This is a genomic window from Streptomyces sp. NPDC008139, from assembly GCF_042957025.1.
GTDB lineage: Bacteria > Actinomycetota > Actinomycetes > Streptomycetales > Streptomycetaceae > Actinacidiphila.
In genome coordinates this window covers 44,475-63,837 of record NZ_JBIBHM010000005.1, presented here as the reverse complement: position 1 = coordinate 63,837, position 19,363 = coordinate 44,475, and the positions used below count along the sequence as shown (strand labels likewise).

The 19,363-nt window shown below is 72.3% G+C and carries 18 protein-coding genes; 12 read left to right on the top strand and 6 right to left on the bottom strand.

Translation table 11 applies throughout. The features are described from left to right. Positions 1 to 509: 509 nt before the first annotated feature. Positions 510 to 1,211 (top strand): N-acetylmuramoyl-L-alanine amidase, encoded by a 702-nt coding sequence (locus tag ACFZBB_RS11605; RefSeq protein WP_391120255.1) that lies wholly within the window; start codon positions 510 to 512, stop codon positions 1,209 to 1,211. Between the two features lie 103 nt (positions 1,212 to 1,314). On the opposite strand, the gene ACFZBB_RS11600 is transcribed toward ACFZBB_RS11605, so the two are convergent. The 5 genes from ACFZBB_RS11600 to ACFZBB_RS11580 form a co-directional block, all read right to left on the bottom strand. Then, positions 1,315 to 2,256 carry a hypothetical protein gene (locus ACFZBB_RS11600; RefSeq protein WP_391120253.1) on the bottom strand — a complete coding sequence of 314 codons (942 nt, stop codon included), beginning with the start codon at positions 2,254 to 2,256 and terminating at the stop codon, positions 1,315 to 1,317. Positions 2,257 to 2,697: 441 nt separating this feature from the next. After that, positions 2,698 to 3,009: a hypothetical protein gene (locus tag ACFZBB_RS11595; RefSeq protein WP_391120251.1), complete on the bottom strand. Its 312-nt coding sequence runs from the start codon at positions 3,007 to 3,009 to the stop codon at positions 2,698 to 2,700. Between the two features lie 238 nt (positions 3,010 to 3,247). After that, positions 3,248 to 3,652: a nitroreductase/quinone reductase family protein gene (locus ACFZBB_RS11590; RefSeq protein ID WP_391120249.1), complete on the bottom strand. Its 405-nt coding sequence runs from the start codon at positions 3,650 to 3,652 to the stop codon at positions 3,248 to 3,250. A 113-nt stretch (positions 3,653 to 3,765) separates the two neighbouring features. Next, a complete protein-coding gene (locus ACFZBB_RS11585; protein WP_355336247.1) occupies positions 3,766 to 3,966 on the bottom strand; it encodes a hypothetical protein in 201 nt (66 codons plus the stop codon). A 41-nt stretch (positions 3,967 to 4,007) separates the two neighbouring features. Next, a complete protein-coding gene (locus ACFZBB_RS11580; protein WP_391120247.1) occupies positions 4,008 to 4,817 on the bottom strand; it encodes a hypothetical protein in 810 nt (269 codons plus the stop codon). A 372-nt stretch (positions 4,818 to 5,189) separates the two neighbouring features. On the opposite strand from ACFZBB_RS11580, the gene ACFZBB_RS11575 reads away from it, so the two are divergent. From ACFZBB_RS11575 to ACFZBB_RS11525, 11 genes are all read left to right on the top strand, one after another. Next, complete coding sequence (locus ACFZBB_RS11575; protein WP_355336243.1) at positions 5,190 to 5,324, top strand: hypothetical protein; 135 nt, start codon at positions 5,190 to 5,192, stop codon at positions 5,322 to 5,324. Continuing rightward, positions 5,321 to 5,410 carry a K(+)-transporting ATPase subunit F gene (gene kdpF / locus ACFZBB_RS11570; protein WP_188283652.1) on the top strand — a complete coding sequence of 30 codons (90 nt, stop codon included), beginning with the start codon at positions 5,321 to 5,323 and terminating at the stop codon, positions 5,408 to 5,410. Before ACFZBB_RS11575 ends, kdpF begins: the two co-directional genes overlap by 4 nt. Continuing rightward, positions 5,410 to 7,074: a potassium-transporting ATPase subunit KdpA gene (kdpA, locus tag ACFZBB_RS11565; RefSeq protein ID WP_391120245.1), complete on the top strand. Its 1,665-nt coding sequence runs from the start codon at positions 5,410 to 5,412 to the stop codon at positions 7,072 to 7,074. Before kdpF ends, kdpA begins: the two co-directional genes overlap by 1 nt. Beyond that, positions 7,074 to 9,242 carry a potassium-transporting ATPase subunit KdpB gene (kdpB, locus tag ACFZBB_RS11560; protein WP_391120242.1) on the top strand — a complete coding sequence of 723 codons (2,169 nt, stop codon included), beginning with the start codon at positions 7,074 to 7,076 and terminating at the stop codon, positions 9,240 to 9,242. The genes kdpA and kdpB overlap by 1 nt, the downstream gene beginning before the upstream one ends. A gap of 51 nt (positions 9,243 to 9,293) precedes the next feature. Then, entirely contained in the window at positions 9,294 to 9,923 is a 630-nt protein-coding gene (kdpC, locus tag ACFZBB_RS11555) for a potassium-transporting ATPase subunit KdpC (protein ID WP_391120240.1), read from the top strand. A 157-nt stretch (positions 9,924 to 10,080) separates the two neighbouring features. Continuing rightward, a complete protein-coding gene (locus tag ACFZBB_RS11550; protein ID WP_391120238.1) occupies positions 10,081 to 10,440 on the top strand; it encodes a CATRA system-associated protein in 360 nt (119 codons plus the stop codon). Further along, entirely contained in the window at positions 10,440 to 12,059 is a 1,620-nt protein-coding gene (locus tag ACFZBB_RS11545) for a CATRA conflict system CASPASE/TPR repeat-associated protein (protein WP_391120236.1), read from the top strand. The genes ACFZBB_RS11550 and ACFZBB_RS11545 overlap by 1 nt, the downstream gene beginning before the upstream one ends. An 8-nt stretch (positions 12,060 to 12,067) precedes the next feature. Further along, positions 12,068 to 14,797, top strand: coding sequence for a CHAT domain-containing protein (locus tag ACFZBB_RS11540; protein WP_391120234.1), 2,730 nt, complete (start codon positions 12,068 to 12,070; stop codon positions 14,795 to 14,797). Between the two features lie 66 nt (positions 14,798 to 14,863). After that, positions 14,864 to 15,703: an NUDIX domain-containing protein gene (locus ACFZBB_RS11535; protein ID WP_391120232.1), complete on the top strand. Its 840-nt coding sequence runs from the start codon at positions 14,864 to 14,866 to the stop codon at positions 15,701 to 15,703. A 209-nt stretch (positions 15,704 to 15,912) separates the two neighbouring features. Continuing rightward, on the top strand, positions 15,913 to 16,815 hold the full coding sequence (locus ACFZBB_RS11530; protein ID WP_391120230.1) for a GH25 family lysozyme: 903 nt from the start codon (positions 15,913 to 15,915) through the stop codon (positions 16,813 to 16,815). A gap of 144 nt (positions 16,816 to 16,959) precedes the next feature. Continuing rightward, a complete protein-coding gene (locus tag ACFZBB_RS11525) occupies positions 16,960 to 17,862 on the top strand; it encodes a YhjD/YihY/BrkB family envelope integrity protein (RefSeq protein ID WP_391120228.1) in 903 nt (300 codons plus the stop codon). 150 nt (positions 17,863 to 18,012) lie between these two features. On the opposite strand, the gene ACFZBB_RS11520 is transcribed toward ACFZBB_RS11525, so the two are convergent. After that, on the bottom strand, positions 18,013 to 19,197 hold the full coding sequence (locus ACFZBB_RS11520) for an ATP-grasp domain-containing protein (RefSeq protein ID WP_391120226.1): 1,185 nt from the start codon (positions 19,195 to 19,197) through the stop codon (positions 18,013 to 18,015). Positions 19,198 to 19,363: the final 166 nt, after the last annotated feature.

Sequence of the window (19,363 nt, the reverse complement as noted above, 5' to 3'; positions counted from 1 at the left end):
CAAGCCGAATCAAAGAGTTGACGTCGGGAACCAAACGGTCACGGAGTGCGTGATACGGGTAAACCCGGCACCGGATGTGGCCGGGTAGTGATGTGAGTGTGTGTCAGTTGTTATGCACAGGGGGACGGTTCGATTACGTACGGTCAGGGCTCGGCGCCGATTCCGTGCGTACGGCTGCGTACGGCGTCGACCGGCGGCCGGGGTCCGGCCGTCAGGCAACGGACGGCGACGGGGCCGCAGCGCCCTCGCCACCGGTGTGGACCTCTGCCAATTCGCGAATCGCTTGGCAGGTCACGCACCCGCACCCCACCATGAGCAGGCCCCGTACTTCTGTCATGCACTCGTCCTCTCCATGACGCCCAAGGGAGCTTTTCATGGCACGCCCCAGCGACCCCCAAGTACCCGAACTGTCAAGCCCGTTGGGTCCGGCCGGTGGATCCGGCCAGGTTGGGCGCGAAGTCGACGCCTCGGGCACGCCCGGCGTTACGTCCACGGGTGCGTCCGGGGTCATGTCCGGGGTCCCGGTCCCGTCCGGGGCCACGCTCGGCGTGGCACCCACCGGCTCACCCGGGCGCATACCCGACGCCCCCGCCGGGGCCCCGCTCGCGGCGGAGCCGCCCACCCGGCGCTCGCTGCTGCGCGGCACCCTCGCCTTCGGGGCCGCCGTCACCGTCGGCGTCACGGCGGACCTGACGTCCGGGATCGGCCGCGCGTCGGCCGCCACCGTGGACTACCCGTCGGCCTCCTGGACCCCGGCCAGTTCCGGCAACTACACGGCGTCCAACCGTACTTCGACCTACCCGATCAACCTCGTGGTGATCCACGTCACCCAGGAGTCCTTCACCGACACCATCAGCCTCTTCCAGGACCCCTCCCACGCGGCGGCGGCCCACTACGTCGTCCGCTCGGGCGACGGCGCCATCGCCCAGTGCGTCCGCGAGCGCGATGTCGCCTGGCACGCGGGCAACTGGGACTACAACACCCGCAGCATCGGCATCGAGCACGAGGGCTGGGTCGACCAGCCCGCCTACTTCACCACCGCCATGTACCACTCCTCGGCCGCCCTCACCGCCGAGATCTGCGACAAGTACGGCATCCCCAAGGACCGCAACCACATCATCGGCCACGTCCAAGTCCCCGGCACCGACCACACCGACCCCGGCCCCAACTGGGACTGGGTCCGCTACATCCGCCTGGTCAACGGCACCTGACGCCTCCGGCGCGGAGTCGGCGCGGAATCGGCGCGGAATCGGCGCGGATTCGGCGCGGATTCGGCGCGGATTCGGGGGACGCCGCCCGAGCGGACGGCGGCCTTCACCTCATGGACGTGGCCGCGTCCAGGGGAGGCAGAAGGTCGCCGTGGTGGAGGCGCAGGAGCCGGTCGTGGGCGGGGGTGAAGAGCGCGCGGCCGGTGTCCGCCGGTACGTCGCCGGGGGCGGCCAGTGGCGGGAGTGCGGCGGCCGGGAGGGACGTGTGACCCGTCGCGCGCAGGAGGCGGGCGAGTGCCTCTTCGCGCGCGGGGCCCGCGAGTTCCTCGTCGGTGATCACGCAGACCGCCGGGTGGCGGAGGAGCCACTGGCTCCGGCGGGCCTCGTGCATACCGGGGAAGCCGGGGTCGGTCAGCGCGAGGGTGATGCGGGCGTCCAGGGTCGGCAGGGCGGTGAGGATGTCGCGGTAGACGAGGTGTTCCGGCAGGGAGCCCACCTGGCCCTCGGGCCGGGTGAGGGCACGGATCTGGCTGATGATCCGGTCGCGGATGTCCCGGTGGTGGAAGACGACCGGCGGCCGTCCGCCGGAGTGCCAGACGCGCAGGAGGTCGGCGTCGGCCCGGCGCAGGTCCAGACCGGTGACGTACCAACAGCCCCTGTCCGGCAGCAGATCGAGCAGTTCGGCGGCGGGCAGCCGGGCCAGCCGGGCTTCGGCCCCGGGGTCCACGGGTGAGCCGTGCGTGACCGGCTGGCCCAGGCGCGTCCACCACACCCGCCACAGGGCGCTGACCGCGTCGTGGAAGGCGGGCTCCAGGTCTTCCCTGTCGACGCCGTTCGGGCTCAGCTTCAGCAGGCGGGCGGCCCTCTCGGGACCGTAGGCGGCCGTGAGCAGCGAATACACCTCACCAGGACCGGGCTGCCGCGTCCCGGCCGACTGATCTCCGCTCATCGTGCCGAGCGAGGCATACCCGAGCGCGCCGGTGATCCCGGCCACCACCGGCGTCCTACTGCCCGGCAAAGACACGACGATCAAGTGGGCTGCGGACATGTAACTCTCCGAGGAAGTCGGGGCGGGCGGTCTTGGGGCCGTTGATGAGCGGCCTGGGGGGTACGGGGCCCCTGGGCTTACGGTCACGGGGCCCGGTCGCGGGTACGCGACATACGTGTGAGGCCCACCGGTACGCGGACCGCACCGGCGTACGTGGCGAGCCGCGCGCGGGGCGCGCGGACATGCGGTGCGAGGGGCGCTCGGCCGCCCGGGCATCCGGGACGGCCACGCAGGGCGCGGGGGTACGCGGTCGGCGGTGTGGCGGTCACGCCGGAGTACGTGGCGGTCGGCGCCTGGCCGCCGGCGCGGCGCTCGTGGCCACACCCGTACCGACACCCGGAGCAGCGCTCGTACCAACGCCCGCCACCGTAACCATCGTTGTACCCGCCGTTGCCGTCATCCGACCGGCCGCCGCTCGCCGCTCCGCCGCTCCCGCCCGGGTCAGACGGACGACACGAAGACGGCGGTGCAGACGATCCCGCTGCCGCCGCAGTGGTTGCGCGGCAGGCTGAGCGGCGGGCCGGTCTGGTTGCCGCGGCCCAACCCGCTGCCCGCGACCGTCGCGCCCGCCGTCCGCACGCCGTGGTCCTGGTGGAGGCAGGCCTTGCCGAACACCGCGTCGCCGACCCCGAGAACGCTCGCGTGCGCGACACCGGCCGGAAGCAGCGCCGCTCCCGCGACCGCGCCCAGCACGGCGGCCCGCGCGCCCAGCTCGCCCACGCCGCCGACCATGTCCCGCACCTCTGCGCCCATCCCGTTCCTCCTTGGTCCGGACCGGGTCCTGCCGCTGACACCGACCATGCCCACCGCATATTCGCGGGGCCACGCCCTGGTCAACGAGCCACCGCCGGAACTGACACGCTGCGGCGGCGATCACGGAACACCCCGAAGGACGCACGTCGGGCCTCGGCGGCGCGGGCCCAAACCCCAGCGGGTCAGCGGCTCAGCGCCCTAGCGACTCAGCGGCTCAGCGGCTCAGCGGCTCAGCGGCTCAGCGGCTCAGCGTGATGACCGGAATCGTGCGCCCCGCACGCTGCTGGAAGTCCGCGAAGAACGGCGCGGCGCGCACCTGCTGCGCCCAGAGCCGGTCGCGTTCCGCGCCCTCGGTGATGGTGGCCGTGACGTCGAAGGACTCGGTGCCGACCTCGACGTGGGCGGCGGGGTCGGCGCGGAGGTTGTAGAACCAGTTGGGGTGAGTGGGACGGCCCCCGTTGGCGGCGAAGACGACGAGGTCCGGGCCGTCCGTGGCGTAGGCCATCGGGGAGGTGAGGCGGCGGCCGGTACGGGCGCCGGTGGTGGTGAGGAGCAGCAGAGGGAGACCTCCACCGCCCAACTGCCCTCCGTTGGCGCGGAATTGGTCAATGATTAACTGATTGCGCTCGACTCGCTCTGACACCGGCCCGGTCCTCCAGGATGTCGCCGACGCCCCCGTTGGGCGTTACGCCGGGTCCGAACCTACCCGCACCGACACGTGCGCCGTGGGTCGTACGGCCGACGGCCTCGTATCGGCTACGACCAGGTGTCCGCGTCGCCGCCGACCCACTGGATCAGGTCGGTCTCCTCGACCTCTATGTCGTCCAGACCGGCGCGGCGGAGGAATTCGACGAGGTCGGCTATGCGGTGGGCGCGGCCCACGTCGGTGCCGCGGATGGTGACCCGCCGCCCGCCGCCGGGGCCCGGCGGGTGCACGGTGATCGGCGGAGTGTCCATGACACCAGCCTGCCCCGCCTGCCCCGGGTCCGCACCCCGGATCAGCCGCGACCCGACCGGCCGGGCCCGCCGCCCGACCCCGGACCCGGCTCCCGCCCCGATTCCACACCCGATTCCGGACCCGATTCGGGACCCGATTCGGGACCCGGCTCCCGCCTCGCGCCCCCTGCGGCCTCGGCCGCCAGTGCGTCCAGCACCGGCAGCCCCGCGACCAGCAGCCCCCTGCCGTACGACCGCCGCCCGCCCGCCTCCAGCAGGCGCCACAGGCCGGGGTTGGCCGCGAGCACGCGCGGGTCGAAGGCGGCGCGCCCGCCGTCGGCGTCGATGAGGACGAGCCGGGGGGTGCGGCCGGGGAAGAGGTGGATACGGACCAGGCGGTCGGTACGGACGCGGTGGCCGCGCAGCACGCCCCGCACCCGGAGCCAGCCGTCACCCGCGGTGACCAGGGGCGGACACAGGGCCCCGAAGACGGCGGCGGCCAGCGCGGTCCAGAACGCGGCCCGCACGGGGTCGAGCGTGCCCAGCGCCCAGTCCGCCGCCGTCAGCGCCGCGAGCAGGCCGCTCGCCACCCCGAGGGCGACCCGGAATCCGGCGCGCCACCCGTGGTCGTACGCCGTCGCGGGCCGATGGACGCGCACATGACCGGGCAGCCGCCCGTACGCGGATACGTGCGCTGATACGTGCGCGGCGCCGCGCGGGTGCGGGCGTCCGTACGCCGAACCGTGCCCGGATCCGTACCCGGATCCGTACCCGGCCGCGGGCCCGTACCCGTGCCCGGTCGCGGGCGCGTGCCCGGCCGACACCGGGGAAGCCCCCGACCGCACCGTCTCGACCGCCTCGCCGTATCCCATGTCTCCGACGCTACGGGCGCCCGGCGGCCCCGTACCGACCGCTGACGTGTCCCTGACGCCCCCGCCCGCGGTCTTGACGCGGCCCTGACGCCGACCCGCCGCGACCCCGCAACCCTGACGCCGTGCTGCCGCGACCCCGCAACCCTGACGCCGGGCCCCCGCGACCCCGCGCCCCCGGCACCGGGCCCCCGGACGCTGGCCCCCGCCGCTCACCCGGCTGCCGTATTCGTTCGCGCGCCGCCCCGCTGACCTGCGGCGCGGCCGTACACCCCGGTAGGACACGGCCTGCGCCGTCAAGACGGTGTCAACGTGGCCGTCCGCCGCGCCAGGGAAGCGTTAACAGCGCCGGACGGGCCCCCGTCAGGCCGTCTCATGAGCGATGTCCTTCCGTTCACCTCTCCACACGATCCGGGGTTCTCGCCCATGTCCGATGTTGTCTTCGTCCTCGTGACGGTCGCGGTGTTCGCCGTGCTCGCCCTGGTGGTCAAGGGGGTCGAGAAGCTGTGAGCGCCGAGAACGTCGTCGGCCTCGTCGTGGCTGCCTGCCTGCTCGTCTACCTCGTGCTGGCCCTGATCTTCCCGGAGAAGTTCTAGTGAACGACACTCTCGCGGGCTGGCTCCAGATCACCGTCCTGATCGCGGCACTGGCGCTGTCCTACCGCCCGCTGGGCGACTACATCGCCCGCATCCTCACCACCACCAAGCACCTGCGCGTCGAGCGCGGCATCTACCGGCTCGGCGGCGTCGACGGCGACGCGGACCAGAAGTGGTCGGCGTATCTGCGGGGTGTGCTGGCGTTCTCCGTGGTGTCCGTGCTCTTCCTCTACGCCTTCCAGCGGCTTCAGAACCACCTGTTGCTGTCGCTGGGCTTCGCGCCGGTCAAGGCCGACCAGGCGTTCAACACGGCCGCCTCGTTCGTGACCAACACCAACTGGCAGTCGTACTCGGGTGAGGTGACGATGGGTCACCTGGTCCAGATGACGGGTCTGGCGGTGCAGAACTTCGTGTCGGCCGCCGTCGGCATCGCCGTGGTCGCCGCCCTCATCCGCGGCTTCACGCGCCGCAGGACGGACCGGGTCGGCAACTTCTGGGTGGATCTGACGCGGATCGTCGTACGGCTGCTGGTGCCGATGGCGTTCGTCTTCGCGATCGTGCTGGTCGCGGCGGGTGCGGTGCAGAATCTGCACGGCGTCCACGAGATCACCACGCTGATCGGCGACAAGCAGTCGATCACCGGCGGTCCTGTGGCCTCGCAGGAGGTCATCAAGGAACTGGGCACCAACGGCGGCGGGTTCTACAACGCCAACTCCGCCCACCCCTTCGAGAACCCCAACGGGATCTCCAACATCCTGGAGATCTACCTGCTGTTGGTGATCTCCTTCTCGCTGCCGCGCACCTTCGGCAAGATGATCGGCGACCACCGCCAGGGGTACGCGATCCTCGCCGTGATGGGTCTGATCTGGGCCGCGTCGGTGGCGCTCATCACCGTCAACGAGCTGCACAGCGTGAGCAGTTCGGCCGGTCACGCGGCGGGCGGGATGATGGAGGGCAAGGAACAGCGGTTCGGGATCTGGGCGTCGACGCTCTTCGCGGCCTCGACCACGCTCACCTCGACCGGCGCCGTCAACTCCTTCCACGACTCGTTCTCGCCGGGCGGCGGCGGCATGACGATCTTCAACATGATGCTCGGCGAGATCGCGCCCGGCGGTACCGGATCCGGTCTCTACGGCATCCTGATCCTCGCGGTGATCGCGGTGTTCGTGGCCGGGCTGATGGTCGGCCGCACCCCGGAGTACCTGGGCAAGAAGCTCGGCGCGCGCGAGATGAAATTCGCGTCGCTGTACATCCTGGCCACGCCCGCGGTCGTCCTGATCGGCACCGGTACGGCGATGGCGCTGCCCGGCGAGCGCGCCGCGATGCTCAACTCCGGTCCGCACGGCTTCTCCGAGGTGCTGTACGCCTTCACCTCGGCCGCCAACAACAACGGCTCGGCGTTCGCGGGCCTCAGCGTCAACACCGAGTGGTACAACACCGCCCTCGGTCTGGCGATGCTCTTCGGCCGCTTCCTGCCGATGATCTTCGTGCTGGCGCTGGCCGGTTCGCTGGCCGGACAGCAGCCGGTGCCCGTCACCGCGGGCACGCTGCCCACCCATCGGCCGCAGTTCGTCGGCCTGCTCACGGCCGTGATCATCGTGGTCGTCGGCCTCACCTACTTCCCCGCACTCTCGCTGGGCCCGCTCGCGGAAGGTCTGCACTGATGTCCGTCACCACTGACAGGCCGCCGTCCCCCTCGGGGGGCCGCGGCGCCGCGGCGGCGCAGCCGTCGCACCGGATCTCCGGCGGGCTGCTCGATCCCAAGCAGTTGCTGATCTCGCTGCCCGACGCGTGCCGCAAGCTCGACCCGCGCGTCATGGCCAGGAACCCGGTCATGTTCGTGGTCGAGGCGGGCGCGGTGCTGACCACGCTCTCCGCGATCAAGGACCCGAGCATCTTCGCCTGGGTGATCACCGCGTGGCTCTGGCTGACCGCCGTCTTCGCCAATCTGGCGGAGGCCGTCGCCGAGGGCCGCGGCAAGGCGCAGGCGGAGACGCTGCGGCGTACGAAGACCGAGACGGTGGCGCGTCGGCTGGTCAACTGGAGTCACGGGCAGGGCACTTCCGCCCCGGGGTCCGCGGGGGCGGTCGCCGAGGAGCCCGTGCCCGCCGCCGAACTCCGGCTCGGCGACCACGTGGTGGTCGAGGCCGGGCAGATCATCCCCGGCGACGGTGACGTCGTCGAGGGCATCGCGTCGGTGGACGAGTCCGCGATCACCGGTGAATCGGCTCCCGTCATCCGGGAGTCGGGCGGTGACCGGTCGGCCGTGACGGGCGGCACCCGCGTGCTGTCCGACCGTATCGTCGTCAAGATCACCTCCAAGCCGGGCGAGACGTTCATCGACCGGATGATCGCCCTGGTCGAGGGCGCGTCACGGCAGAAGACACCGAACGAGATCGCGCTGAACATCCTGCTGGCCTCGCTGACCGTCGTGTTCCTGCTGGCCGTCGTCACGCTCCAGCCGATGGCGATCTACGCGGGCGCCGAGCAGTCCATCGTGATCCTCGTCGCGCTGGTCGTGGCGCTCATCCCGACCACCATCGGGGCGCTGCTGTCCGCGATCGGCATCGCGGGCATGGACCGGCTGGTGCAGCGCAATGTGCTGGCCATGTCGGGCAGGGCCGTCGAGGCCGCGGGCGACGTCAACACCCTGCTGCTCGACAAGACCGGCACCATCACCCTCGGCGACCGGCAGGCCGCCGAGTTCCTGCCGCTGGGCGGCGCCGACATCGGCCGGCTGGCCGACGCGGCGCAGCTCTCGTCGCTGTCGGACGAGACGCCCGAGGGACGGTCCGTCGTGGTGCTCGCCAAGGAGCGGTACGCGCTGCGCGCGCGGGCCGAAGGGGAGCTGCCGCACGCGGAGTTCGTGCCGTTCACGGCGCAGACCCGGATGAGCGGCGTCGACCTCGTCGAGGACGGCGGCCAGCGGTCGCTGCGCAAGGGCGCGGCCTCCGCCGTCATCAGGTGGATCCGCGACGCGGGCGGACAGCCGAGCCCCGAGGTCGGCGAGATCGTGGACGGCATCTCGGCGAGCGGCGGCACACCGCTGGTCGTCGGCGAGATCGTGCGCCGCGACGGCGGGACGACCGCGACCGTGCTCGGCGTGATCCACCTCAAGGACGTCGTCAAGGCCGGGATGCGCGAACGCTTCGCGGAGCTGCGGACGATGGGCATCCGGACGGTGATGATCACCGGCGACAACCCGATGACGGCCAAGGCCATCGCGGAGGAGGCGGGCGTGGACGACTTCCTCGCCGAGGCCACCCCCGAGGACAAGATGGCGCTCATCAAGCGGGAGCAGGCGGGCGGCAAGCTCGTCGCGATGACCGGCGACGGTACGAACGACGCGCCCGCGCTCGCGCAGGCCGACGTCGGCGTGGCCATGAACACCGGCACCTCGGCCGCCAAGGAGGCCGGGAACATGGTGGACCTGGACTCCAACCCGACCAAGCTGATCGAGATCGTCGAGATCGGCAAGCAACTGCTCATCACCCGTGGCGCGTTGACGACCTTCTCGATCGCCAACGACGTGGCGAAGTACTTCGCGATCATCCCCGCGATGTTCACCGTCGCCTATCCGGGCCTGGACAAGCTCAACGTCATGGGCCTGCACAGCCCGCAGACGGCCATCGCCTCCGCGATCATCTTCAACGCGCTGATCATCGTCGCGCTGATCCCGCTCGCGCTGCGCGGTGTCCGCTACCGGCCGTCGTCCGCCGCCGCCCTGCTGAGCCGCAACATCTGGGTCTACGGACTCGGCGGCCTGGCCCTGCCGTTCATCGGCATCAAACTCATCGACCTGATCGTCCAGTTCATCCCCGGACTGCGCTGACCGCCGCCTCCGGGCGAGCGACACCTCTTCACGAAAGGAAGGTGCGACACGATGTTCACGTTCCACTCCAGCGCGGTCCGCAGGCACCTCTCGGCGCTCCGCGTCCTGCTGCTGATGACCGTGATCGCGGGGATCGTCTACCCGCTGGCCGTCACGGGCGTCGCCCAAGTCGCCTTCAGCGGCAAGGCGAACGGCTCCGAGGTCACGCAGAACGGCCATGTCGTCGGGTCCCGGCAGATCGGGCAGAGCTTCGACCTGCCGAAGAAGAACCCCGACGACGCCGACGAGGCGGCCCGCCCGGACCCCAAGTGGTTCCAGCCGCGCCCGTCGGCCGGCGGCTACGACCCGCTGGCCTCGGGCGCGTCCAACCTCGGCCCCAACGACCCGGACCTGGTCAAGACGATCGAGCAGCGCCGCAAGGACGTCGCCGCCTTCGACGGTGTCGACCCGGCCTCGGTCCCGGTCGACGCGGTGACCGCCTCCGGCTCCGGCCTGGACCCGGACATCTCGCCCGCGTACGCGTACGAGCAGGTGAACCGGGTCGCCAAGGCCCGCGGGCTCTCCGCGGACGCGGTACGCGAGCTGGTCGCGCACCATGTGTCGGGGCGCGAGCTGGGCTTTCTCGGCCAGAAGCACGTCAATGTCCTCGACCTCAATCGCGCGTTGGCGTCGCGGCACTGATCCCGTAGCGATCGGCGTACAGAGATCCGTACCGAGATCCGCGGAGAGATCCTTCCGGGTATTTCCCGGGTGCGCCGTCGGCCCTCCGGTATACGCTTCCGCCGAAACGGATGCGCGTGCCGGGGGGCTTTCGCATTCTCGGGGCAGGGGGAGGGCCATGACGGACCGGCTCAGTGTGCGGAGCGTTCTCGGGCGGGTCGAGGCCATTGAGGACTGGCTGCTGACCTCGGAGGAATGGCGTGCGGTGGGGGCCGCGCTGGACGCGTTGAGTACGGCGCTGGCGGACGGGAGCGAGGAGGGCGTGCGCGACGCGCTCGGCGCGCTCCAGAGGCTGGAGGAGTCGCGGCGCGCGCTGGCGCGTCCCGGCCCGGTGAAGTCCTTCATCCCGCAGCGGCAGCGCGAGCAGCGCAACATCCTGGTGCGGCGGCTCACGTTGGACCTGAGCAGCGAGGACCGGGGCCCGGCGGCCGGGCCTTCGACGGGCGGCGGCCCCTCGGCGACCGGACCCGCCACCTGATGCGCGGCATCGTCAAACCGGCTCTGCTCATCGCCTGTTTCGCCCCCACCGCCCCCGCCGACGACGAATCCGCACACGCCTATCTCAACGATCTCTGGCAGGCGTGCCAAGCGCTCGGCATGACATCGCCGATTACCGGACTTCCGTTTCACGCGGCCCGCTTACCGGCCATTCCCGGCCATACGAAGGACCTGGAAATCCTCGCGGCGGGCGAACGCGGCAGCGCGACCTCCGTTCACTCCGCCTTCGTCTTCGCGGAACACGACACCGTTGGCCTGATCGCGCTGCTCGCCCCGAATGACACCCATTCCGGCCTCGAACAGTGGAATGACCTGCTGACCGAATGGAACACGGCGGTCGCGAGCACCGGACGGCCGGGTGCCGGGCCCCCGCCGGACGAAATCCTCGGCGAATTCCGCGTCTTCGAGGCATTGCGCCGGCGCACCGTCGGCGTGAACGACCAGACGGTGTGCGAGGAGATACGCCGATACGGTCCGCCGGTGCCGGGACCGGGTTCCGTCAGCGGTACGGGGTCGGTCAGCGGGACGGGCTCCGGCGGTACGGGTTCGGGCAGCACGGCCGCGGGCTCCGGCGACGGCGCCTGGTGGCGCGGCTTCGACCGTACCGACCACGGCTTCGACGTGTGGCGGCCCGACGAGGACCCGGCGCACGACGCCGTCTCCCACCTCTACGTGCTCGCCCCGGCCGCGCTGGAGGCCGAGTTGGACGCCTGGGCGTGGGCCGTGGACGGCGAGAGCGGCCTGCGGCCGCTGACCCGCTATCTGCTGCACGCCTCGAAAGTGCGGTACGAGGCACGGCAGTACGCGGCCGACGAGCCGGTGCACGTACGGGTGGACGTGAGTGAACGTCATACCCGCGAGTTGCTGCGGGAGTTGGAGCCCGCGGCCGCCGGGCAGCCGATCGCGCTCGGCCGGGTGCTGCGGGCGGCGGCGCTGCTGGACGGCACGCAGCTCGGCGCACAGGGCATGACGTGGACGATCACCGGGCTGCGGCAGTTGAGCCGTACGGTCGCCATCGCCGCCGCCAACATGCGTATCCACGCGCCCGTCGTCCACCGCCGGGGCCCCGGCGCGTCCTGGCCCGAGGCCGACCTCGCGGCGGCCGAGGCGCTGATCGCGCAGGCCGAGAGCGACCAGGTGTATCTGGAGACGACGCGCGAACGCGCCGAGGCGGCACGGGCGTTGGCGACCACCATCGTGGACCGCGCCTTCGACGACCGGCGCGGGAAGCTGACGCTCATCCAGGGCTCGGTGCTGGGCGCGGCGGCCACCGCGCTCGCCGCCGTCCAGTCGTTCTCGTACCACGTACCGCTCTCCCGCTTCCTCCAGTCCCCCACCATCGCCGTCCTCACCGCGCTCGCCCTGGCGCTGCCGCTGACCGTGCTGCGCTGGGCGGGGGTCAGGGCGACCACCTCCTACGCGTGGCTGGTCAGTTGGGCGGCCGGGCTGGTCGGCGCGTCCCTGTGCTGGCTGGTGACCGTCCTGGTCCGCCGCCACCTCGGCCTCGGTCCGCTCCCCGTCGCCGTGACACTGCCCTGCGCCGTGGTGTCGGGGCTGATCGCGTACGGCGCATCCCGCTGGCTCACCCGACGGCACTGAGGTTTCCCATGACATCCGCGTCACCCTCCCCAGAAGGCGCCTTAGGCCCGGCGTCCCGCCCCGCCCCCGCCCCCGGCGGTCGATCCGCCTCCTCCGCCATCCGCGCCTTCGTCGAGACGCTGGACGTCGAGGACCTGATCACCCGCTTCGACGTCGACTTCGACATCCCCATGCGCCAGTCCGACGCCGTCGGCATGCTGCGGCTCGCGGACGCGCACAGCCCGGCCCCCGGCGGCGGCACCCGGACGACCGCGCGGCGCGTCGGCGCGTACTGGTGCGAGATCGTCCGGGCGGACATGGCGTACGAGCCGCTGACCGGCCTCCAGCTCATCGACGCGTCCAGGGCCGACGCGGAGGGGCTCCTGGCGCGCCTGGAGCAGGCGCCGGACGAGTTCGCCTCCTACGCGGTGGCCCGCTGGTACGACGGCGTCGGCCGTATCCGATACCGCCTGGGCGACTTCACCCCGGCCCGGATCGCCTTCGGTACGGCCGTGCGCACGGCTGCGGCGGCCGGGCTGTGGTGGGTGCTGCCCGACCTGCGGAGCAATCAGGCGCGCGCCGCCTTCGAGGAGCGCAGCCAGACCGCGCGCGACCGCCCGGGAGGCACCGACGCGCACGGTCTGGTACCGGAGCTGGAGGCGCTGTGCGCCGATGTCCGCGCCGGTCTGGCGGAGTTCGGGATCGCGCTGCCCACCTCGCCCGACGCGCCGCCCCGGCACCGGGAGTTCCTGCGCGGCTACGCGAACGCCCTGCACAATCTGGCGACGGCGGTACGGCAGGACGGCGACGCGGGCCGGGCGCTGGAGGTCATCGGCGAGTCGCTGGTCGTCAGTCGGGCCCTCGGCGACTCCTACCGGGTCGCCCAGTCGGCGAATCTGAGCGCGCAGTGCGACCCCGCGAACGCCGTCGCGTACTACGAGGACCTGCTCGACCAGCCCTGGGCGCGCGGCGCCCGGATCGCCCGGCAGAATCTCGCGATCAGAAGGGGCGGCCCCGAGGGGCTGGCCGAACTGGCCGCGCTGCTGGACGAGTTGGAGCAGGACGACAGCGGTATCGGCCGGCAGACCGGGATGGACGTCGACTTCTACGCGTACACGGTGCGCGGCTACGCGCGGGTGGCGGGGCAGCTCCCGGAGGACAGCCGTCCCGCCGATGTCCTTGACCGCCGTCTGACGATGGCCAGGACCGTACGCGGCGCGGTCGCGCTGCCGGTCTACAAGCGGGCCTACGCGCGGCACATGCGGCCCGCGTATCTCCAGGCCATCGCGGCGCGGGTCGAGACGGGCGACGGGTCGCGGGAGAATCTGGAGCAGATCCTGTCGCTGGTCGAGGAGTCCTCGGGGCGCGAACTGCTCGACCTGCTCGGCTCCTCGCGGCCGCCGCTGCTCGCGCCGCCGACGGCCCGTCAGGCGGGCGCCGAGGTAGGCGGGTCCGGGGCGGAGCCGTCGCCGGGCACGGGGCGGCGCGCGGCTCCCGGCACCCTGGCGGACGAGGAGGCGGAGCGGCTGCGGACGCTGATCGTGCGGCGCGAGCAGGAGTACGAGGAGTGGTTTCTCCAGCACCCGCTCACTTCGGTCACGCACGACGAGGACATCGCCCACCAGCTCGTGCAGTACACCCTCAACCACCAAGGGTCCTGTGTGGTGCGGTACTTCAGCTACGTGGCGCCGGACGGGGTGCGCCGCGACGGCGAGGCGGGTGCCGCCGTCGCGGACCGGCTCGGGGTCATGGTGTGCCGCGACGGCCTGCTGACGCTGCTGCCCGCCGTCCCGTACGACGACGTGACCGCGCTGGCGCGGGAGGTGACCGCCGACCTGGAGGCGGGCGCGCCCGGCGCCGAGACCTGCCACCGGATCTGGGACCTGCTGATCGCGCCGGTCTGGGAACACGCCACGCGCGGCGGCCCGTTGACGCACCTCACGATCGTCCCGACCGACGACCTCTTCGCGATGCCGCTGCATGTCGCGACCGAGCGCGGCGACGCCCGGCCGCTGGCGGCGCGCGTACCGCTGTCGCACTCGGTGAGCGTCGCGGCCTTCGTGACCCGTGGACGGCACCTGCTCAAGCGGCAGTTGGCGGAGCGGGACGACGACCTGGCGGCGCTGCTGGTGACCGACGCGCACGCGACGGGCCGCGAGGTCGTCGGCACCGGCTGGCCGCCGGACCACATCGTGCTGGCCGGTGACGTCTTCGGCGGCTTCCCCGACCCCACGACGGCCCCCGGCGCCGCGCAGCGGCACCCGGCCGACTGGTCGGGGGTGGCGGCGCTCGTGGAGTGCAAGCCCGAGTTCTTCGTCTACGCCGGGCACGGCACGTACGTGGACACCGCCGAGGGCGCGGGGCCGCTGCTCAACCTCGGCCAGGAGGACGTCCTCACGCAGTTCGACCTCGCCCTGCACCTGAGCCTGCCGCGCAACAAGCTGACCGTGCTCGGCGCGTGTCTCGCGGGCCAGGGCATGCGCTCGGACGGCGGCGACGTGCTGGGCTTCATGCGGTCGCTGATGGTCAGCGGCGCGGGCGCGATCGGCGTCCCGCTGTGGAAGGTGCTCGACACCACGATGGTCGCCACCGTGCGCGCCCTGCTCCGCGAGAGCCGTCGTGTGCTGGGCCCCGGACCGGCCGGCACCGGCGTCTTCGACGTGGTCGAGGCCCTGCACCGGCACTACCGGCAGGACATCGAGACGTACGACGGGCTCGCCGCGCGCGTCGAACGCCTGCCGCTGGCGCTGTACTTGTGAATCTATGATCGGGCCGGGCGACGGCCGGCAGGCCGACGACCACCGACGACGGGGCAGGAGACGGGGATGGGCATCGCCGAGGACGAGACGCCGGGCAGCGGTTCCACCGGCGCGGAGGGGTCCGCCGCCGCCGACGACGACAAAGCCGACGCCGCCCGGGAGGCCGACCGGGTCCGGGAGCGGCGCCGCGCCCGGCTGGCGGCGTACGACGAACTGCGCGCCCTGCGGCCCGAGTTGTTCGAGAATCCACCCGGCGCGGCCGTCGAGATCCTGCTCGACAGCGCGGACCAGGACGAAGTGACCCGGCAGACGGCCGAGTTGGCGGTCGCCTTCGGCCTGTCGGAGGACGTCGGGGACATCGGCGTGGTCTACCGGGATCCGTATCTGCGGCTGGTGCGCGACGCGGTCCGGTTCAGGAGCGGCCGTCTCGGTACGTACATCCGCGCGGTGGGCGACACCGCGATCGGCGGGGCCGCCGCGCTGCCGGTGCTCAGCGACGGGCGGATCGTCCTGCTGCACCACTTCCGGCACGCCACCCGCGCCTGGCACTGGGAGATCCCGCGCGGCTTCGGCGACGCGGGCGAGGGCGGCGAGGCGACCGCGCGGCGCGAGGCCCGCGAGGAGCTGGGCTGCGAGGTGCGCGAGGTCGTGCACCTCGGCGCCTTCGCCTCCGACTCCGGACTCAGCGCGATCGCCGACCAGTTGTACCTCGCGCGCGTCGACGCGGAGGACTTCAGCGAGGAGCCGGACGAGGGCGCACTGGAGGAGGGCATCGCCCGGAGGCTGGCGCTGACCCCCGAGGCGTTCCACGCCATGCTGGTGGACGGCGCGATCTCGGACGGTTACACGCTGTCGGCGTACGGACTGGCCACGGCGCGCGGGCTGTTGGAGCGGCCGGGCGGCTGACGGGCGCGCACCTGTGACGCATGAGGCAGGGCGTGACGTGAGGCGTCCGGTGTGACGGTCGGTGAGCGATGTCACCGGCGGAGTGCGCCCGGCGCGAGCCCTGGCGCCGTACGCCCTCTGGTGGAGCGGTATTTCCCGTTCCGCTTGCGCGGACACCGCGAGTGACGGTGGACTGTACGCCTGCCCCGCCACGACCACCCGGAGGGCTCATGCCGACGTCTCGCGGTCTCGACGTCTCGTCGTACCAGGGCAATCAGGACTGGAAGTCCCTGGCCAGGAGCGGCATCACCTTCGCCTTCGCCAAAGCGAGCGAGGGCGAGCACACCAAGGACAGCGCATTCGCCACGCACATCGCGGGCATCATCGGCGCCGGACTCGTGCCGGGCGCCTACCACTTCGGCTGGCCGAATCAGAACGCGGCCACGGAGGCGGCCAATTACGTCGCCGCCGTGAAGTCCCATGCAAGAAAAGGCTTCCTGCACGTCCTGGACCTGGAGCGCCGTTCGGACGGCGCCAACTACTCGGGCCGTACCGCCGCCCAGATCCGCGCGTACGCCTCCGCGTGGATCTCCGCCGTGCAGAAGGCGTTCCCCGGACAGCGCGTCGGCGTCTACACCTCCGCCGACGACATCGCGGCCAAGCACCTGCCCGCCAATTCGGCCTTCCTCTGGTACCCGGCGTATCCGGCGGGCGCCATGTCGTACGCCGACGCGGAGAAGCGCGCGCAGCCGTCGCCGTCCGGACTGCGCCCGCTGTTCTGGCAGTTCACCAGCACCCCCATCGACCGCAATCTCGCCTACCTCTCCCCCGCCGCCCTGCGCGCGTGGGCGAGCGGCACCCCGGAGGACGACATGCCCGATCCCAAGGACCTGTGGGCCTACAAGGGCCAGCTCAACGGCAAGGCCGACCCGCACGACGCGTACAGCTATCTGCGCGGCACCAACGCCGACGTCAAGACGCTGATCACGCGCCTGACCGCGCTCACCGCCACCGTCAACACCCTCGCGCAGGCGCTGGCCACCGCGAATCCGGCGCTGGACACGGACACCCTGGTGTCGAAGGTGCAGCAGGCCATCGACGACGCGGTGGCGGCGGACGCGGTCCCGGAGTAGCACCCGGCGGCCCCGCCCCCCCGGCCCGCCCTGCCACTTGTCCCGATTCGGTGTCCCGTAACGGCGCTTTGTGGGGCCCGAGTTGCGCGCGGGGTCCTCCGCCAGGTATCCACAAGCGGTGATGCTGCGGGGGAAGGTGACACCATGGCCATGGCTGGACTGACGGCTGCCTGGAAGCGGTCCGCGCCGGGACGGCTGTGGAAGCAGGCCACCCACATAGAGTTGATGCACCGTTCGATGGGCTTCGCCGCGCTCGGCTTCGTCACGCTGATGCCGCTGCTGGTCGTGGTCGCCGCCGCGACGCCGTGGGAGAACCGGCCCGGCTTCGCCCAGTGGGTCGTCGACGGCATGGGCCTGAACGCGGACGGTTCGCACAGCGTCCGCAGCCTGTTCGCGGCGCCGCGCAACATCCTGAGCGCCACCAGCGCGTGGAGCCTGGCCTCGCTCGCCTACTTCGGCCTCACCTTCGTGGCGAGCGTCGAGACCGGCTACCGCAAGATCTGGGACCTGCCGTCCGGGCCCTGGCACCGCGACGTGCGGCGCGCGGTGTGGCTCGCGGTGCTCACCGCCTATCTGTTCTGCGAGTCGCAGAGCGCCGCGCTCATGGGCAGCGGGCTGCTGCGCGGCGGCGTACGCATCGTCCTGACCTTCGTCCTCGGCGTCGTCTTCTTCGCCTGGGGCCAGCGCTTCCTGCTCGGCGGCGGCGTGGACGTCCGTACCGCCCTGCCCGGCGCCGTGTTCACCATGCTCGGCCTCGCGGGCCTCCGGCTCTTCTCGCACCTCTTCTTCGCCCCGATGATCGTCTCCAACGCCGTCACGTACGGCCCCGTCGGGACCGTGCTCACCGTCGTCACCTGGCTGGTCGGCGTCGGCTTCGTCGTCTTCGGCGGCGCCCTGCTCGGGCGGCACGTACGCGACGGGCGGATGCTGCGGCAGGGCGGCGAGATTCCCCGGCCGCAGCGGCCGGAAGGGTGGTACGAGGAGCCGAAGGAGACGGCACCCGGTGTGCTGTGGCGGTCGGACGGGTCGGGCGGGGCGATCGACTGAGGCGGGGTCGGGGCCCGGGGGCCTTGGGCGGGAGCTTGGGCGGGACCTTTTGCGCGGGGCCTTGGGGGGATCTTCTACGCGGAGCCTTGGGCGCCGGGCCTTGGGCGCCGGGCCTTGGGCGCCGGGCCTCGCGCGGCCCCTGGAGGGGGCTCAGCTCGCCGCTGTGGCCGTCTCTCCGAGGAGCGGTGCCGGCGGGACGACGTCCCGTGCGGCGGTGCGCAGGGCGGCGCTGCGGGCGCCGTCGATGCCGGTGAGGACGCGTACGGGCTCGGGGAGCGGCGCCGGGGGTTCGAGAAGCGCCGCGGGCTCCAGAAGCGGTGCGGGCTCCGGGAGTTGGATGGCCGCCGCCATCTCCGTCGCGCTCTCCGTGATCGCGATCCGGCCGCCGAGCCGTGGCGCCGGAAGCGCGCCCGCGTCACCGCGCAGCAGCAGCCGTACCGCCGACCACGGCAGGTTCACCCCGGTGAAGGCGGTCTGAAAAATGCCCGCGGAGGCACGGGGGTTGGCCTCAAGGAGCACCGGTCGGCCCCTGCGGTACCGGAGTTGGACGTTGGACAGATACGCGAGCCGGAAGTGCCCGACCAGCCGCCGCGCGATGGCGACGAGCGCGGGATCGTCCAGCAGCAGCCGGTAACGCCCCTGCTTGGAGCGGGCGATGCCGGTGAGCATGGCGCCGCCCGGAGCCGACAGGCAGTCCACGCTGACCTCGGGCCCGTCCAGATACGGCATCACCAGGAACTCGGGTACGGCCTCGCCCTCGTCCGCCGCCCGCTTCAGCGCGCCCGCCACCGAGGCCACCGACGCCAGGGGTACGGGCGCGGCCAGCAGGTCCTTCAGCCGCAGCGGCCGGTCCTCCAGGATGCGGAAGCCGAACGCCGAGAACTCACCGGCGGGTTTGACGCACATCCGCTCCCCGGTCTCCCCCAACTCCCCGACCGCCGCCCTGAACCCCTCGGCGTCCGACACCACGCGCCACGGCGGCACCGGCACCCCGGCCGCCCGCGCGGCCTCGTACGTACGGCCCTTGCTCGTCAGCACGTCGACCGCCTCGGGCGGTGAGCACATCAGCCGCGTGCCGACCGCCGCGAATTCCTCCGCCCGCCCGGCGAGCGCCGCCAGCCGTCTGGGCGGGATGAGCACGTCGATCGCGTGCCGCCGGCAGAATTCGACCGCGAAGGCGGCGTATTCGTCGTCACCGACGTACCGCGGCTCCGACTCCCCCACATCGCACGCCGCGAGCGCCGGCGCGTCCCGCAGCACATTGGTCCCGTAGATCCGTACGTCCACCGCGTCCGGGTTGTCGCGCAGCATCCCCATCACCTGGGTCGTGGCCACCCCCGCGCTGCTGAGCCATATCCGAAGTGCTATCGCGATACTCCTTCGCCCTCCGTGCGAACCCCCCAGAGCCCGCCGTCCGACCATGCGGGCGCAAGCCGCCGACGGCCCTGGAACCCCAAGGCCGCGCGCCTTTCCCCGATCATGTGTGAGCGCACCTTAACCC